Genomic DNA, 17259 nt, shown 5'->3' with positions numbered 1-17259 from the left:
CCGTCATCATGAGCGGCCCTAGGATGTGGTGTTCACTGATCGCTCGACTCCGGGCGAGGAAGGACACCGCGCCAGATGAACCAGCGGCAGCTCGCCATGGAGGCGTCTCGACGAGCCATCATCGACGCCGCGGGGCAGCAGTTCGCGGCCTTCGGCTACGAGGCAACCACGTTCTCCCGCGTCGCCGAGGCGATGGGCAAGCCGAAGTCGGCGATCGGGTACCACCTGTTCCCGTCGAAGAAGGACCTGGCGACGGCCGTCATCGAACTGCAGCAGCAGCGGTGGCGTGAACTCTTCGACGCACTCCCCGCGCAGCCCGGCATCGAGCGGCTGACGGTGTTCCTCCTGACCACCGGGATGGACGTCCGCCGGGGCTCGGTCGCGGGCGGCGCGGTCCGGCTCCTGCACGAACTCGGCAAGGCCGGCGTGCCGGTGCCGCGCGGCTTCGACTGGTTCGAGATGACGCGGGGCGAGCTCGTCAGCGCCGGGGTCGCGGCGGCGGACGTCGACGCGGCCGCGGTCCAGCCGTCCGTCCTGCTGCTCCTCAACACGACGCTGGGCATGGTGGACGGTTCGACGCAGCTGACCGACGACGAGCTCGTGGCGCAGCTCAAGGCGCTGTGGGCACCGCTCTTCACGTCGTTCGGCATCGCCGGTGCGTCGGAGGTCATCGCGGCGGCCCAGCCGTACACGCCGCGTCCCTGACCGCTCGCCCCCTCCGGTGCGCTCCTGGTCGAGCCGCACCGTACAGTGCACCATGACCGAAACAGCGCCAGCGCACCAGTTGCTCCACCTCGGGGTGCTCGCCGACTCCCGGAAGGCCGACGAACGTCGCCTGCCGATCCACCCCGCGCACCTCGAGCGCATCGATCCCGACCTCCGAGCGGCGATGACGCTCGAGCGCGGGTACGGCCGCCGCTTCGGTGTCCCCGACGAGCAGCTCGAACCCCTCGTCGGCGCGATGGCCGACCGCGAACAGGTGATCGCGACGGCCGATGTCGTCCTGCTGCCCAAGCCCCTGGCGGCCGACCTCGCAGACCTGCGGGACGGTCAGACCCTGTGGGGGTGGCCGCACTGCGTGCAGGACCGCGAGCTCACGCAGCTCGCGGTGGACAAGCGCCTGACACTGATCGCGTGGGAGGCGATGAACCACTGGCGTGACGACGGTGGCTTCAGCCTGCACGTGTTCCACAAGAACAACGAGCTCGCCGGCTACTGCTCGGTGATCCACGCGCTGCAGCTCTGCGGGTCGACGGGCGACTACGGGCGACGTCTCACAGCGGTCGTCATCGGGTTCGGTGCCACCGCCCGCGGGGCGGTGACCGCCCTGAACGCCCACGGCATCCACGACGTCCGTGTCCTGACGAACCGGGACGTCGCGGCGGTGGGGTCACCCATCCCGTCCGTCGACATCCTGCGCTTCGGACCCGACGACGCGTCACCGTCCGAGCTGGTGGTCACGACCCCCGACGGGCCGGTCCCGCTGGCGCCGTACCTGGCCGAGAACGACGTCGTCGTGAACTGCACGCTCCAGGACCCGAACGCACCCCTCGTGTTCCTGGACACCGAGGACCTGGCGGCGTTCCGTCCGGGGAGCCTCATCGTCGACGTCTCCATCGACGAGGGGATGGGCTTCAGCTGGGCAAGCCCGACGTCCTTCACCGAACCGTTGACCACCGTCGGGAACACGACCAACTACTACGCCGTCGACCACAGCCCCTCGCTGCTCTGGAACTCGTCGACCTGGGAGATCAGCGAGGCGCTGCTGCCGTTCCTGCGGACGGTGATGTCCGGCAGCGGAGCCTGGGCGGGATCGGAGACGATCCGTCGGGCGATCGAGATCGAGGACGGGCGCATCCGCAACCCGGCGATCCTCGCGTTCCAGAGCCGCTCCGCGGAGTACCCGCACCGCGCCGCGGACTGACCCACGCCGGCCGGAACGCCGGAACGAAGAAGGGCCCCGGTGGAATCCACCGGGGCCCTTCCTCGTACTGTGCGCTCGAAGGGACTCGAACCCCCAACCTTCTGATCCGTAGTCAGATGCTCTATCCATTGAGCTACGAGCGCGTGGCCTTGCGGCCGTGGAAGACTCTACAACAGGTGCGGCCCGGGCGCCAATCGAGGCCCTCCGGCCCCCGTGCTCGGCGTGTCGCGAACGGTCTCCGACGGCCGCACCGTCACAGCGCCGCGGGCTCCTCGTCGAACACCTCGGCCAGGAACACCCGGAGTGCCTGCCACGACCGGCGATCGGCACGCTCCTGGTACTGCGCGCCGTGGTCCGGGGCGTCGGTGCCGGGTACGGCGAACGCGTGCATCGCGCCCGAGTACGTCACGACCTGCCAGTCGACGTCCGGCGCCGCCCGCATCTCGTCCTGCCACGCGTGCACGGCCTCGTCCGGCACGACGGGGTCGGCGCCCCCGGTGAGGACGAGCAGCTTCGCCCGGATGTCCGCGGCGTCCGAGGGGTCGTGCGCGATGAGGCCGCCGTGGAACGCCACGGCACCGACCAGGTCGGCCCCGGTCCGTGCGAGTTCGAGTGCGGTCGAGCCACCGAAGCAGTAGCCCATCACCACGACGCGGGCGGGGTCGACGTCCGGGTCGGCGAGCAGTCGCTCGAGCCCGGCGGTGGCGCGGGCGCGCAGCAGGGGCAGGTCCTGGTAGAAACCGCCGGCGATCTGGGCCGCGGTGTCGTCACCGGGCCGGACGCCGGCTCCGTAGATGTCCGCGCCGAACGCGACGTAGCCGAGCCTGGCGAGCATCGTCACCCGTGCCTCGACGTGCTCGTTCACGCCGTGCCAGTCGTGCACGACGAGGACGGCCGGACGACGGCCCGCGATCGCGGCGTCCTTCGCGAGCACACCGAGCAGTTCGGTGCCCTCGTGGTCGTAGGGGACGTCGTCGACGCGGATGTCGGCGCCGGCGGGTTCGGAAACGGTCTGCAGGACGTCGTCGGTGGTGTTCACGTCGCCCGACGCTACGCCGCCGCTCGGGCTCAGGCCTCGATGTTGTCCCAGCCGTCGGGGCCGACGGAGCCGGCGGCGTACTCGTCGAGGGGCGCCTTGCCGGCCTTCCACGCGTCGAGGAACGGTCCGACGACCTTCCAGCCCTGCACCGCGCTGTCACCGCGGACCGACAGCGTGGCGTCACCCTCGAGCACGCCGGCCAGCACCTCGCCGTAGGCACTCAGGCGCCCGGGGTTGAACGTCACCTCCAGGCTCGTGTGGTCGATCGTGTACGGGTCACCCGCGCCGTTGACGTTGAGCTCGAGCTGCATCTCGTCCGGGGCGATCCAGATGCGCAGCCGGTCGGGCAGCTCGGTGCCGGTGAGCCCCTCGGGCACGTGCGGGGAGTCCTTGAACGTGATGACGATCTCGCGGCGCTGCGCGGCGAGCGCCTTGCCGGAGCGCAGGGTGAACGGGACGCCGGCCCAGCGCCAGTTCGCTATCTCCAGGGTGAGCTGGGCGAGGGTCTCGGTGCCGAGCGACGGGTCCACGCCGTCCTCGTCGACGTACGACGGCAGCTGGCGGTCCCCGACGGTGCCGGCGGTGTACCGGGCGCGCTTGCCCGCGGTGACGACGTCGCCGCCCCACGGCCGGACGGCCCGCAGCACGAGCTCCTTCTGGGTGCGCAGGTCGTCGGCCTTGATCGAGGCGGGGGCCTCCATCGCGACGACGGCCATCACCTGCAGCAGGTGACTCTGGATCATGTCGGTGAGCGCCCCGGCCTTGTCGTAGTAGCGCGCCCGGCCCTCGAGCCCGAGGGTCTCGTCGTAGACGATGTCGACGCGCTCGACGTGCTGCGACGACAGCAGCGGCTCGATGATGCGGTTGGCGAAGCGCAGCCCGAGCAGGTTGAGCACGGTGGAGCGGCCGAGGAAGTGGTCGACGCGGTGGATGCGCTCCTCGGGGATGAACGAGTGCAGCAGGTCGTTGAGGTGCGAGGCGCTGTCGGCGTCGGTGCCGAACGGCTTCTCGAGCGCCAGGCGGGTGCCGGCGGGCAGGTCGAGGTGGGCGAGCTGCTCGCAGCTCTTCTCGGTGACCGCCGGGGGCAGCGCGAAGTAGATCGCGGGGTCGTGCTCGCACGCGGCGAGCAGTGCGCGCAGGTCGTCCGGGTCGGTGACGTCGGCCTTCCGGTAGGTCGAGGCGTCGACCACGGCCTGCAGTCGCTCCGGCAGCGCCGTGTCACCGGAGGCGCCCTCGTCCTCCTCGTTCTTCGACGCCTGCGCGTTCTCGAAGGACTCGCGCACCTGCGCCTTCCAGTCGGCGTCGGACAGGTCCTCGACACCGGCCCCGACGAGCTGGACGTCCCAGTCGTCCTTCACCTGGAGCAGGGTCGCGAGGCCGGGCAGGAGCAGGCGCTTGGACAGGTCGCCGCTGGCTCCGAGGATGAGCAGGCTGGTCTGGAGGCTCGACATGCTGCAGACGGTACTCATCGGCCCCGGTGGATGACCGGGCCGCTACGGTGGTGTCATTCCGGCGCGAGGGAGCACCATGAGCAGTGGGTACGAAGGGCGACGCCTCCGTGTCGCCGTGGTCGGGACGGGCATGATCGCCGGCGTCCACGCCCGGGCGGCCCGGGCCTCCGGCGCCGAGGTCCTCGGTGTGCTCGGTCGGAACGCCGCCCGCTCCGAGCAGGTGGCGGCGCAGCTCGACCTGCCCCGTGGTTACGCTTCCCTCGACGAGGTCATCGCCGACGCCCCCGACGTCGTGCACATCTGCACCCCGAACGACCAGCACCACCCGCAGGCGCTCGCGGTGATCGCGGCCGGCATCAACGTGGTCTGCGAGAAGCCCCTGGCGATCGACCCCGCGCAGGCCGCCGAGCTCGTCGCCGCCGCCGCCGAGGCCGGTGTCGTGGCCACCGTGCCGTTCGTGTACCGGTACCACCCGATGGTCCGCGAGATCCGGGCGCGCATCGCCGACGGGGAGCTCGGCCGGCTGCTCGCGGTGCACGGCCACTACCTGCAGGACTGGATGCTCGACGAGGACGCCTCGAGCTGGCGGGTCGACCCGACCTCGAGCGGCCTGTCCCGCGCGTTCGCCGACATCGGCTCGCACTGGTGCGACCTGGTCGAGTTCGTGACGGGCGAGCGCTTCGCGTCGGTGTCCGCGGCGACCGACATCGTCTACCCGACCCGCCCGGCGGCGTCCGGTCCGTCGTTCTCCGGCTCCCCCGATCCGGACCCGGTGGCCGACGCGACCGAGCGCGCCGAGGTCACCACCGAGGACACCGCCGTCGCCACCTTCCGCACCGCCACGGGCCGCATCGGGAACGTCGTGATCTCGCAGGTCGCGTCGGGCCGGAAGAACCGCCTGTGGTTCGAGGTCGACGGCACCCGCGGCAGCGCGGCGTTCGACCAGGAGCAGCCCGAGTCGGCCTGGTTCGGCAACGAGCGCGGCGCCCAGATCGTCGTGCGCGACCCGTCGCAGGGGTACCCGGACCAGCGCCGGCTGGCGATCGTGCCGGCCGGGCACCCGCAGGGGTACCTCGACGCCTTCGCGGCCTTCGTCGCCGACACCTACACCGCGGTCCGCACCGGAGTGGCCCCCGACGGGCTGCCGACGTTCGCGGACGGCGCCCGCTCGGCCGACATCATCGAGGCCGTGATCGGCAGCGCGGCCGAGACGACCTGGCGGGAGATCCGGTGAAGCTCGGCATGCTGACCGCCTGCCTGCCCGGCTGGTCGCTCGACCGGATCGCCGGGTTCGCCCAGCAGCAGGGCTACGAGCGGCTCGAGGTCGCCGTCTGGCCCGGCACCGGCGGCCGCGACTTCGAGGCGGCGCACCTGCCGGTCGCCACGTTCACGGACGAGGACGCCCTGGCCACCCGCGCCCTGCTCGACCGCACGGGCCTCGAGATCTCGGCGCTCGCGTACTACGAGAACAACCTGCACCGGGACCCGGAGCACCGGGCCGCGGTGCGGACCCACCTCAAGCACGCGATCGACACCGCGCAGACGCTCGGCATCCCGTACGTGGGCACGTTCATCGGCCGCGACACCACGAAGTCCGTCCGCGAGAACATGGCCGAGGGGAACCGGGTCCTGCCCGAGCTCGTCGACTACGCCGGCGAGCGGGGCGTCCGGCTCGTCATCGAGAACTGCGTGATGGAGGGCTGGCACCCCGACGGGTACCCCGGCAACATCGCGTACTCCCCCGAGCTCTGGGGCTGGGTCACCGGTCTGGGCTTCGGCCTGAACTGGGACCCGTCGCACCTGACGTGGATCGGCATCGACCCGGTCGAGACGATCCTGCCGTTCGCCGAGCACATCGTGCACGCCCAGGCGAAGGACCTGGAGCTGTTCCCCGAGCGGCGCAACGAGTACGGGTTCTTCGGCAAGGTCGACAAGGGCGACGACCCGTGGGACATGGGCTGGTGGCGGTTCCGGGTGCCGGGCCGCGGTGTCGTGGACTGGCCGCGCGTCGTCGACCGCCTCTACGAGGCGGGCTTCGACGGCACGCTGAGCGTCGAGCACGAGGACCCGCTCTGGGGCGGCACCGACGACCGGGTGCTCGAGGGGCTGCGCATCGCGCACCGCACGCTGCGACCGCTGATCGCGCAGGAGCAGTAGCGAGCACCCACCGGCAACGAGCACATGGCCCTGGTCTGGAGGCCCGGATCACGTGACCGACGTCGGTCACGTGATCCGGGCCTCCAGTCCGGTGCCTGTGAACGGACCCGTGCGCGCCCGCGCACGCTGGTGCCATGAGCACGACCGTGAGCGACTTCGTCATCGACCGCATCAAGGCGTGGGGGGTCTCCCGCGTGTTCGGGTACCCCGGCGACGGGATCGGCGCCTTCGACGGCGCGCTCGGCAAGGCGGCGTCGACGGGCGACGGCCTGGAGTACGTCCGCCCCACGCACGAGGAGATCGCGGCGCTGATGGCGACCGCGCACGCGAAGTTCACCGGCGAGGTCGGGGTCTGCGTCGCGACGTCGAGTCCCGGTGCCTTCCACCTGCTGAACGGGCTGTACGACGCGCAGATGGACAACCAGCCGGTGGTGGCGATCGTCGGCCAGCAGGGGCTCGCGGCGATGGGATCGTTCACGCAGCAGGAGTCGAACCTGGAGCGCGTGTTCGCCGACGTCGCCTGCTACGTGCAGACGGTGGCCACGCCCGAGGCCGTCGGCGTGGTGCTCGACACCGCGTTCCGCACGGCATCGCTCCGCAAGCAGCCGGCCGTCGTCGTGCTGCCCCACGACGTGCAGGCGATGGCGTACGACGCGCCGCCGCTGGAGCACTGGGCCTCGCGGTCGAGCGACGTCCCCGCGTCCACCCGGATCACGCCGCCCGCCGACGAGGTCCGGAAGATGGCGGAGATCATCAACGCCGGGTCGAAGGTGACGTTCCTGGTCGGTGCGGGTGCGCGCGGTGCGACGGCCCAGGTGCTCGCCGCCGCCGAGAAGGCGGGTGCGGGGATCATCACGGCACTCCGCGGCAAGGACGTGATCCCGTCCGACGTGCCGTACCACTCGCAGCAGCTCGGGCTGCTCGGGTCGCTGCCGTCGTTGCACCAGATCCGCGACTGCGACACCCTCGTGCTGCTCGGCACGAACTACCCGTACGGCGAGTACATGCCGAAGACGGGGCAGGCCCGGGGCATCCAGGTCGACATCAAGCCGGAGCAGCTCGGCCTGCGGTACCCGACCGAGCTGAACCTGTGGGGCGATGTCGGCTCGACGCTCGACGCGGTGCTCCCGCTGCTCGAGCAGAAGACCGACAGGTCCTTCCAGCAGACCGTCGCCGACGAGATGCGCGAGTGGGAGTCGGAGATGCGTGCGCAGTCCGAGGTCGCCTACGACGACGGCGTGAACCCGCGCCGGGTGATCCAGGCCGTGAACGACCGGCTGCCCGACGGCGTCACGGTCACCGCCGACGCCGGCACGACGGCCGACTGGTACGGCCACCACATCCGGCTGCGCGAGGGCATGCGCGGCGACATGTCCGGCCGCCTCGCGACGATGCTCGCAGCCATGCCGTACGCGGTGACGGCGAAGTTCGCGTTCCCGGACCGCCCGGCGGTGTGCACGATCGGCGACGGGGCCTTCCAGATGCTCGGCATGAACGAGCTGATCACCGTGAAGAAGTACCTGGCGGCCTGGCCGAACCAGCAGCTCGTCATCGTGGTCATGCACAACGACGACCTCGGCCAGGTGTCGTGGGAGATGCGCACCGAGGACGGCAACCCGATGTGGCGCGGCTCGCAGGACGTCGAGTCGATCGACTACGCCGGGTACGCGACGCTGCTCGGGTTCCAGGGCATCGCGGTGCACGAGGACTCCGAGGTCGAGGCGGCGGTCGAGCGGGCCTTCGCGCACCAGGGGGTCACCCTGATCGACGCGTACGTCAGCCGGAGCGTCCCGCCGCTGCCCCCGCACATCACGAAGGAGTACGCGATCAACACGGCGAAGAGCCTGCTGAAGGGTGACCCGGTCGAGTTCGACGTCGTGAAGGACTCCGCCAAGGCGATGGCGACCGAGGTCACCGAGCGGGTGAAGGGGGCGCTCGGCCGCGACTGAACCAGGTCGGGCGGGCCCAGGGGGACGGCCGTGTGAACGGCATGTGACGACTTGCGACGGGGTCTGGCGGGTCGCCTGTGCGTCTTCGTAGGTTCGACGGCGATGAACACTTCCCACACCACCGGAACCGCCGGTGCGACGACCCGACGACGCCTCGGCGCCGGCGCGGCCCTCGCCACCGCCGGGGTCCTGGTCGCACTGTCCGTCCCGTCCGCAGCCGTCGCCGCCGAGGGCGACACGACCATCGACATCATCGACGTCAACGACTTCCACGGTCGCATCGAGTCCGAGGGCACCGCCGCCGACAAGGCCGCCGGCGCCGCGAAGCTCGCCGGCGTCGTGCAGTCCTACCGCGAGGCCAACCCGAACACGATCTTCGCCAGCGTCGGCGACAACGTGGGCGCCTCGACCTTCACCTCGCTCATCCAGCAGGACTCCCCCACGATCGACGCCCTGAACGCCATGGACCTCGACGTCAGCGCTATCGGCAACCACGAGCTCGACAAGGGCCAGGACGACCTGACCGGCCGCATCGAGGACCGCGCCGACTGGCCGTACGTCTCGGCGAACATCGTCAAGGCCGGCACCACCGACCCCGCCTTCACGCCGTACTCCATCGTGGAGAAGGGCGGCGTCAAGGTCGGCTTCATCGGTGCCACCACCGAGGACCTCATCCCCGGGCTCGTCAGCCCCGGCGGGGTCGAGGGCCTCGCCATGGCCCCGATCGTCAGCCAGGTCAACCGGTACGCCGAGCAGCTCACCGACGGCAAGGACGACAACGGCGAGGCCGACGTGCTCGTCCTGCTCGTGCACGAGGGCGCCACCACGAGTGCGCTCACCGACGCCACCGGCACCGGCGCGTTCGGCGGGATCACCTCGGGCGTCTCGTCGAAGGTCTCGGCAATCGTGTCGGCGCACACCCACGCGACGTACAACCACTCCATCGCCGGCCCCGACGGCACGAAGCGTCCGGTGATCCAGGCCGGGTCCTACGGGGTGAACCTCGGACACCTGCAGCTCACCGTGGACGCCGACAAGCAGCTCACCGGCATCACGTCCTCGGTCACCTCCGTCAACGAGGACAAGCGTGTCCCCGCCGACACCACCTCGGTCAACGCCGTGAGCGACATCGTGACCGCCGCGAAGGCCGTCGCCGACGTCAAGGGTGGCGAGAAGCTCGGCGAGATCACGGGTGACCTGCGTCGCGCCGTGCAGTCCGACCGCAAGGCCGAGAACCGCGGCGGCGAGTCCGTCCTGGGCAACTACATCGCCGAGGTCCAGCGCAGCGCCACCGAGCGGAACGGCTCGCAGGTCGCCTTCATGAACCCGGGCGGTCTCCGCACCGACATGGTCTACGCGTCCAGCGGCGCCGGCGACCCGGACGGCACCGTCACCTACAAGGAGGCCGCGCTCGTCCAGCCGTTCGCCAACACCCTGGTGACGAAGGACATGACCGGCCAGCAGATCAAGAACGCCCTCGAGCAGCAGTGGCAGCCGGACGGCCTCGAGCGTCCGTTCCTGAAGCTCGGCGTCTCGGACGGCTTCGCGTACACCTACGACCCGTCGAAGGGCCGCGGCGAGCGCATCACCGCGATGACCCTCGACGGCAAGCCGATCGCGCTGACCGACACCCTCAAGGTGACCGTCAACTCGTTCCTGTCGACCGGTGGCGACAACTTCGCCGCCTTCGCGACCGGCACGAACGTCGCCGACTCCGGCCAGGTCGACCTGCAGGCCCAGGTGGACTACTTCCTCGCCCACCCGAAGGTCACGCCCCCGAAGGACCAGCGCGCCGTCGGCGTCACGGTAACGCCGACCCCGGCCGGTGGGTTCCAGCCCGGTGACGAGATCGAGCTCGACCTGTCGTCGCTCGTGTTCAGCAGCGACGACCCGGCGAAGGCCGGCTCCGTCTCGGTCACCGCGGACGGCAAGGAGCTCGCATCGTCGGCGATCGACCCGACGATCACCGACAAGAACGACGAGCAGGGTCGCGCGACCCTGACCGTCACGGTCCCCGAGATCGAGGCGCCGGCCGCACGCGCTTCCGCCCGCACCGCCGGCTCCGTCTCGCTCGCCGCGGTGGCCGAGCCGGTCGCCACGACGGACGCTCCGCTCGTCGTCACCCTGCCGGGTGGCCAGACCGTCACCCTCGCCGTGACGATCCCGGTCGCCGCAGCGGTGGACCCGACGGACCCCACGGACCCGACGGACCCGGTCGACCCGACGCCGACGCCGACCCCGAACCCGGGCGGCGGGGTCGTCCCCGGGCCGGGCACGGGTGACGGTGACGACGCCGGCATCGGTGGCGTCGGCGGGACCGACGACGACCCGCGCGCCGGTGGCGACCTCGCCTACACGGGTGCGGACCTGACCGCTCCGGCGATCGCGGCCGGCCTGCTCCTGCTCGCCGGGATCACGGCACTCGTGGTCCTCCGCCGCAACCGCGCACGACGTGCCGCGACGGTCCTGACGGACTGACCTCGCGCCTGCGGGCACACACGCGGACGGGCCGTCTCACCCTGGTGAGGCGGCCCGTCCGCATCGGTCAGGAGGCCCGGTGCACGTCCGGCGCACACGTCGCGCGACCCGGTGGTCACGGTTGCTGTCCCATCCCGGTCGATCACTGCGGATCCGCGGATCCGCGGGGTACTCTCGGGGTTGTCGCACCGCGACGCGTCGTGCCGGGTCGCTTTCAGCAAGTCGACGGTGGTTCCGTTCGGCGAGACTCCGCGACGCGGGCGTCCTCCGCCTCCAGGGAAACGGCGGAGGGCGCCCACTCCTCGAGTCAGCGACGCATCTCAGCGGAACAGCTGCTCGCCGATGTACGACCCCTTGCGCGGTGCCGGCGGCACGGCGAACACCGCGGAGCCGATGTGCGAGACGTACTCGTTCAGCCGGTCCGAGGCGCCGAGCTTCCGCTGCAGCCGCGTGAAGTGGTCCGGGTCGTTCACGTAGGCGATGAACAGCAGCCCGGCGTCGAGCTGGCCGTACTCGTTGAGCCCGTCGGTGTAGTTGTACGGCCGGCGCAGGATCTTCACGCCGCCGTTCGCCTCGTGCGCGGCGAGGGCGATGTGCGACGTCGCGTCGATCTTCGTCGCACCGTCGTCGTCCTTCGCGTGGAAGTCCGGGGTGGTGTGCTCCTGGCCGCCGGAGAGCGGCGCGCCCTGGATCTTCGTCCGTCCGAACACCCGCTGCTGGTCGCTGACGACGTCGGCGTCCCAGGTCTCGATGTTCATCCGGATCTTCCGCACCACCTGGTAGCTGCCGCCGGCCATCCACCCGGCGTCGCGGTCGAGCCAGACGAACCGGTCGTGGTCGGCGTCGGTCGTGATGTTCCGGGTGCCGTCCTTGAACCCCATCAGGTTGCGCGGCGTGCTCTGGTGCGGCCCCGCCGATGCCCGGCCGAAGCCGAGCACGGTCCAGCGGACGGTCGCCGTGCCGCGGGCCATCCGTGCCAGGTCGCGCACCGCGTGGTACGCCACCTGGGGGTCGTCGGCGCAGGCCTGCAGGGACAGGTCCCCGCCGGTCAGGCCCGCCTGCAGGTTGTCGCTCGGCAGCGTCGGGATGTCGGCGAGCGCGGCCGGACGGCGGTCGGCCAGCCCGAAGCGCTCGTCGAAGACGCCCGGTCCCAGGCCCACCGTGACGGTCAGGGACGCCGGCCCGAGGTCGAGCGCCTCGCCGGTGTCGGCGCCGACCCCGTTGCCGTGCGCCGGTTCGACGCTGCCGACGGTCTTGCCGGCCTGCAGCTGGGCGATCGCGGCCGACCAGCGGGCGAGGAGCACCTGCAGCTCGGTCGTGACGGTCGTCGACAGGTCGAACGTCATGTAGACGCAGTACCGCTGCGGGGTGGTGCGGATCCCGCCCTGCGGCTGCCGTGCCGCGGTGGCGTAGAACGGCTGGCTCTGCGACAGGTCGATCGACTCGTCGCCGTTCGTCGCCGCCGTGAACGGGTTCACGCCGGTCGCCGCGGTGGCGCCGCCGATGCCCGCAGCCGCGCCGACCCCGGCACCGGCCACGGCCAGGCCGGCGCCGAACAGACCACGGCGGGAGACGTTCGCCCGCGGTGCGTCGCCCGCCCGGGGTGCCTCGTCCGGCTCGGTCACGCGGTCGCGACCTTCTCGGCCAGGCGGGACAGCGGGTCCTGGAGCGCCTGGATCTGCTGCGAGATCGTGTTCGCGTCGGACTTCTTGGTGGCGGCGTCCCACGTGGCGAAGCCGCCCAGGTCGTCGGCGTCGCGGTAGCCGTCCATCAGCGTGTTCGTGGCGTCGAACTGCTTGGCGATCTGCTTCGTCAGGGTCGGATCGAGCTTGGTCAGCCCCGGCTTGAGGTACGCGAAGGCCTGACGAGCGCCCTCGACGTTGGCGGCGAGGTCGACGAGGTCGATGTGGCTGTACGCCTCTTCCTCGCCGGTGATCTTGTTGGACTGCACCTCTTCGAGCAGGCCGGCGGCACCGTTCGCCAGGTCCTCCGGCTTGTAGTCGAGCGTCGGCACGAGCTTCGCGAGCAGCTGCACGTCCTCGGTCAGGTCCGCGGCGGTCTGCTTGGTCGACGCGGTGATCTTCCCGGCCTGGAACAGGTCCTTCTCGACGGCGTGGAACCCGCTCCAGCCGACGGCGGGGTCGAGGTTCGAGGCACGCATGTCGATCAGGTAGTCGAGGTTGCCGGCGTTGTCGGTGGCCGTGAACCCCTTCTTGACGAAGCCGTCGACGTCGCTCTCGACGTGCTCGTAGAACGGACGGGCGTTCGCGTAGTCGGTCTTCGCCGCGTCGAGGTCGCCGGCGTCGATGTGCTCCTGCATCTGCTCGACCGCGGCGACCATGTCGGTGACCTGGCCGTCGACGTAGGTCGCGTAGCCCTTCGTCCCCTCGCGGAGCAGGGTCGAGGCACTGCTGTTCGCGGTCGACGCGGCCTTGCCGGTGACGGTGAAGTCCGTCAGCTCGGTCTCGGCGCCGGGGCAGTACACCTGGTACTCCCCACCGGTCAGCGTGGCGGTGAAGCGGACGGCGTCGAGGCCGGGCGCCAGGTTCTCCTTCTCGCCGAGGATCCGCTGGTCCTGCAGCAGCTCGACCTCGGTGATCGCGGTCGACGACTCGTTCTTCACCGTGAAGGTGACGGGACCCGCGGGGACCTTCGTCGAGGACACCGCGCAGGCGTCCTGCCCATCGTTGGTGAGCGTGATGGTGACGCGGGAGACCTTCGCGTCGCCGGAGCCGGAGCCGCCTGCCTCGGCGGAGCCACCGGCGCACCCGGTGAGTGCGAGGGCGGTGACGGCGCCGAGGGCGCCGAGGGCGCCGAGGGTGATCAGGGGTCGGACGGGCTTACCGAAGGACATGGTCGGTGCTCCTTGCAGGGTCCGCGGCCGGAGGGCCACGAGCGGGGACGGGTTCGGGGGTGGGGACGGTGGGGAGTCGCCGGCGACGGCGGTCACGCAGGGCGAGCAGCGCCTGCACGGCGGCCGCGGCGCCGAGGGCGATCGGCAGCCAGGCCTTCCAGAGCAGGCGGTCGGCTGACCGCGAGTCCGCTGCGGCCACCGAGGCGGCCGACCGCTCGACGCGGGCGTCGGGGACGGACCAGACGGTGCGGTCCAGCGTCGTGGTGCGCGCGGACGGGAGGCCCCCACCGCTCAACGTCAGCACCTCGCGTTCGTCGCGGGTCGCGTCCAGGACCCCACCGCGGACGGTCCACAGGGTCACCGTGTCGCGCACGGCCCAGCGCGCCGCGAAGGGGCCGGGGTTCGTCGACGGGGAGACCCCGACAGGCAGGCGGCCGAACAGGGTGACGAGGTCGTCGAGCGTCAGCGTCGACGGCCGGTCGGCACCGCTTCTCTGCTCACTGGTTCCGTCCTGCACGACGCGCCACCGGTCGGCGGCCACGCCCGCGCGGGTGACGCGGCGGTGGGCCGACGTCGGCAGGGTGAGTCGGGCCTCCTGGCCGGTTCCGGTGCCGGCCACGCGGAGGACGCCGGACGCACCGTCGACGCTGGCCGAGACGGAGCTGGCGTCGCCGCTGACCGCGGTGGTGCGGGGCAGGTCGACCCCGCCCGTCGGTACGGCGATCGCGAGTGCCGCTGCCGCCACGGCGAGTGCGCCGGCGACGACGGCGCGCACCCGGGGCACGCGGTCCGGCGAGGGACGCCAGGCGCGCGGCCAGAGCGTCAGGGCCAGTACCGGGACGACGTAGAGGAACCAGCCGAGCACCTCGATGACCCGCGGGTCCGGCGGGATGCCGAGCACGCCGGTGACCAGGGCGCCCTGCACCGAACCGTTCGGGGCGAGCCACGACAGGTCGACGGTGCGCTGCTGGCCGATGACGATCCAGCCGGCCTCGTGCGCGCGCCGGAGGACGGTCAGCACCAGGCCGCCCGCGACGAAGACCAGGAAGACCCCGGTGCCGGTGAAGAACCGCGACAGGTCGAGGCGGACGCCACCGGTGTAGATGCCGAAGCCGACGACGACCGCGGCCGCGATGCCGATCACGGCGCCGAGGGCGGCGAGGCCGGTGTCCGACGACGCCTGGAACGTGGCGAGGAGGAACACCGAGGTCTCGAAGCCCTCCTTCAGGACGGCGAGGAACGCCATGCCGGCGAGTGCCCAGGCGGTGCCGCGGCCGAGCGCTGCGGTCGCACTGGCCTCGAGGTCGGCGGTCAGGGTGCGCGCGTGCGTGCGCATCCAGACGATCATGCCCGTGACGAAGACGACGGCGACGATGCCGATGACCGCCTCCATGCCCTCCTGCTGGGCCTGCGGCAGCGCCTGCTCGACGGCCTGCAACCCGAAGCCGACGGCGATGCTGAGCAGCACCGCGAGCCCGACGCCCGACCACATCGGGGCGAGCGGGACGCCGTTGCGACGCAGGAACGCGGCGATGATGCCGACGATGAGCGTGGCTTCGAGGCCTTCACGGAGACCGATGACGAGGGTGGCGAGCATGACGAAGGTGAGGCTAACCTAACCGCCGAACGGCCCGCCAGTCGTGCGACGTGATGTTTGATGGTTCTCATGAACCTGCTGTCCGTCGACGGCCTGGCGTCGGTCACGAACGTGCTCGACCTCGCCGGGGTCTTCGCGTCCGCCCTGCTCGGCGGCTCCATCGCCCGCGCGATGGACTTCGACCTGTTCGGGTTCCTGGTCGTCGGGTTCGTCTCGGGACTCGGCGGCGGGATGCTCCGCGACACCCTGCTGCAGAACGGACCACCCGTCGCGCTCGTCGACCCGCTGTACGTGCCGGTCGCCGTCGCCGGAGCCCTCATCGCGTTCCTCGTCTCGTTCTCCGAGGTCACCTGGGACCGGCTGTTCACCGTGCTGGACGCCGCCGTGATCGGGTTCTGGGCCGTGGTCGGCGTGCAGCGGACCTACGACGCCGGGCTCGACTGGCCCGCCGCGATCATCATGGGGACCATCACCGCGGTCGGCGGCGGAGCCATGCGTGACCTGCTGCTGCGGCGGGTGCCGGCGGTGTTCGGGGGGAACGCGCTGTACGCCACCGTGGCCGTCGCGGCGTCGGCCGTGATGGTGATCGCCTCGGCGCTCGGTTCGCCGTCGCTCGGCATCCTGCTCGCGATCACGCTGTCGCTCGGGCTCCGCTGGGGAGCGGTCCGTCGGGGCTGGGGTCTGCCGAACGGCCGTGACTGGCAGCCGAAGTCGACCCTCGGTTCGCTGCTCCGGCGGGGTCGGAGCCTGCGACCGGACGCCCTCCGGTTGCTCCGGCGTCCGGGCCGTCGGACCGGTGCCGGCAGTGTCCGAGAAGAGCACGAGGACTGAGGGGCTGTCCCCGGCGGCTCCGCGACGGTACGATCAGTACCGCCGGGTATCGTCCTGGCAGTTCTGCCGGGGATGATCCCGGTGAACGCTGTCCGCACAGCACCGACGCGACCCGAACGCGCCGGTTCCGAGCAGACGTGGGGATGGGGGCTTCGCTGATGCCGCGCGGGATCAGACGCGCGGCGCGGCAGGTCTCCACCACGATGCTCTCCCCGACGACCACCACCACAGGTCGGAGCAGCAACCGATGAGCGACGACGCCTCCCCCACCCAGCGCATCCCGCGCGCCGAGGTCCGGGAACGCCTGCTCGCCGCCGGTGCCGCGGTCTTCGCCGAACAGGGTGTGTACGGCGCGCGGCTCGACGACGTCGCCGCCCGCGCGGGGTTCAGCAAGGGTGCGGTCTACTCGAACTTCTCGTCCAAGGAGGACCTGCTCGCGCAGGTCATGCAACGGTCCACGAACCTGGTCCTCGGCTCACTGCAGGAGCTCGTGCACGCCGACATCGCCGCCGTCGACGTCGGGGACGTCCTGCGCGCCGCGTTCGGGCAGCACGACCAGAGCGAGCAGTTCGCGCTGCTCTCGGCGTTCCGCGGGTACGCCGTCCGCCACCCGGAGTTCCTGCCCGAGTTCATCCGGCAGCGCCGGGTCCTGCAGGACGGGGTGCTCGAGCTGGTGCGGCTGTGGCTCGGTGCACACCCCGAGGTCGACGTCGGCATGACCCCGGAGGAGTTCGCGACCGTGCTCATCGGGGCGAACGTCGGCCTGGTGTTCGACGCACCGGCGCTGCCCGGGGTCGATCCGGGCGAGCTCATCGCGACGCTGGTCGAGGCGGTCATCCGCCGGCGCTGACGCGCGCGTGCGGCGGGCGGGCCCTCGCACCGTGCGAGGTGGCCACGGCGCCCCGCTCGAACGGTGCGAAGTTCCGTAGTCCGTGCGAGGCCCCGCCGGTCGCACGGAGTACGGAACCTCGCACCACTC

Annotated in this window: 13 protein-coding genes and 1 tRNA gene; 8 read left to right on the top strand and 6 right to left on the bottom strand. The window is 71.5% G+C overall.

What is annotated here, in order from left to right; genetic code table 11:
* Nucleotides 1-75 precede the first annotated feature (75 nt).
* Together Q9R26_RS01340 and Q9R26_RS01335 are read left to right on the top strand one after the other, a co-directional pair.
* Nucleotides 76-705, top strand: coding sequence for a TetR/AcrR family transcriptional regulator (locus tag Q9R26_RS01340; RefSeq protein ID WP_311226347.1), 630 nt, complete (start codon nucleotides 76-78; stop codon nucleotides 703-705).
* A gap of 52 nt (nucleotides 706-757) precedes the next feature.
* Entirely contained in the window at nucleotides 758-1924 is a 1167-nt protein-coding gene (locus Q9R26_RS01335) for a N(5)-(carboxyethyl)ornithine synthase (protein ID WP_311226346.1), read from the top strand.
* A 70-nt stretch (nucleotides 1925-1994) separates the two neighbouring features.
* On the opposite strand, the gene Q9R26_RS01330 is transcribed toward Q9R26_RS01335, so the two are convergent.
* From Q9R26_RS01330 to Q9R26_RS01320, 3 genes are all read right to left on the bottom strand, one after another.
* Nucleotides 1995-2067 (bottom strand) — tRNA-Arg (locus Q9R26_RS01330).
* Between the two features lie 110 nt (nucleotides 2068-2177).
* Nucleotides 2178-2963: a dienelactone hydrolase family protein gene (locus tag Q9R26_RS01325; RefSeq protein ID WP_311226345.1), complete on the bottom strand. Its 786-nt coding sequence runs from the start codon at nucleotides 2961-2963 to the stop codon at nucleotides 2178-2180.
* A 29-nt stretch (nucleotides 2964-2992) separates the two neighbouring features.
* Entirely contained in the window at nucleotides 2993-4414 is a 1422-nt protein-coding gene (locus Q9R26_RS01320; protein ID WP_111101352.1) for a glucose-6-phosphate dehydrogenase, read from the bottom strand.
* A gap of 76 nt (nucleotides 4415-4490) precedes the next feature.
* On the opposite strand from Q9R26_RS01320, the gene Q9R26_RS01315 reads away from it, so the two are divergent.
* From Q9R26_RS01315 to Q9R26_RS01300, 4 genes are all read left to right on the top strand, one after another.
* Nucleotides 4491-5648 carry a Gfo/Idh/MocA family protein gene (locus tag Q9R26_RS01315; RefSeq protein WP_247737630.1) on the top strand — a complete coding sequence of 386 codons (1158 nt, stop codon included), beginning with the start codon at nucleotides 4491-4493 and terminating at the stop codon, nucleotides 5646-5648.
* Entirely contained in the window at nucleotides 5645-6571 is a 927-nt protein-coding gene (locus Q9R26_RS01310) for a sugar phosphate isomerase/epimerase (RefSeq protein ID WP_111055161.1), read from the top strand. The genes Q9R26_RS01315 and Q9R26_RS01310 overlap by 4 nt, the downstream gene beginning before the upstream one ends.
* Nucleotides 6572-6705: 134 nt before the next feature.
* The gene (locus Q9R26_RS01305; RefSeq protein WP_111109936.1) at nucleotides 6706-8520 is read left to right on the top strand and encodes a thiamine pyrophosphate-requiring protein; all 1815 of its coding nucleotides are present in this window, start codon (nucleotides 6706-6708) and stop codon (nucleotides 8518-8520) included.
* 102 nt (nucleotides 8521-8622) lie between these two features.
* Entirely contained in the window at nucleotides 8623-10998 is a 2376-nt protein-coding gene (locus Q9R26_RS01300; protein ID WP_311226344.1) for a bifunctional UDP-sugar hydrolase/5'-nucleotidase, read from the top strand.
* A gap of 320 nt (nucleotides 10999-11318) precedes the next feature.
* Here the strand turns inward: Q9R26_RS01300 and efeB are convergent, their stop codons facing one another.
* The 3 genes from efeB to efeU are packed head-to-tail and all read right to left on the bottom strand — an operon-like array spanning nucleotide 11319 to nucleotide 15449.
* Nucleotides 11319-12623, bottom strand: coding sequence for an iron uptake transporter deferrochelatase/peroxidase subunit (efeB, locus tag Q9R26_RS01295; protein WP_311226343.1), 1305 nt, complete (start codon nucleotides 12621-12623; stop codon nucleotides 11319-11321).
* Nucleotides 12620-13852, bottom strand: a complete 1233-nt coding sequence (efeO, locus tag Q9R26_RS01290) for an iron uptake system protein EfeO (protein ID WP_311226342.1) — start codon at nucleotides 13850-13852, stop codon at nucleotides 12620-12622. The genes efeB and efeO overlap by 4 nt, the downstream gene beginning before the upstream one ends.
* The gene (efeU, locus tag Q9R26_RS01285) at nucleotides 13839-15449 is read right to left on the bottom strand and encodes an iron uptake transporter permease EfeU (RefSeq protein ID WP_311226341.1); all 1611 of its coding nucleotides are present in this window, start codon (nucleotides 15447-15449) and stop codon (nucleotides 13839-13841) included. Before efeU ends, efeO begins: the two co-directional genes overlap by 14 nt.
* A gap of 69 nt (nucleotides 15450-15518) precedes the next feature.
* Between efeU and Q9R26_RS01280 the strand changes: the two genes are divergently transcribed.
* The gene (locus Q9R26_RS01280; RefSeq protein WP_111038270.1) at nucleotides 15519-16280 is read left to right on the top strand and encodes a trimeric intracellular cation channel family protein; all 762 of its coding nucleotides are present in this window, start codon (nucleotides 15519-15521) and stop codon (nucleotides 16278-16280) included.
* Between the two features lie 247 nt (nucleotides 16281-16527).
* On the top strand, nucleotides 16528-17130 hold the full coding sequence (locus tag Q9R26_RS01275) for a TetR/AcrR family transcriptional regulator (RefSeq protein ID WP_182064795.1): 603 nt from the start codon (nucleotides 16528-16530) through the stop codon (nucleotides 17128-17130).
* Nucleotides 17131-17259: the final 129 nt, after the last annotated feature.

Source organism: Curtobacterium sp. BRB10 (genome assembly GCF_031844325.1).
Classification (GTDB): domain Bacteria; phylum Actinomycetota; class Actinomycetes; order Actinomycetales; family Microbacteriaceae; genus Curtobacterium; species Curtobacterium poinsettiae_A.
Note: the sequence above shows the minus strand (reverse complement) of the source record. Positions and strands in the feature narration are given on the sequence as shown.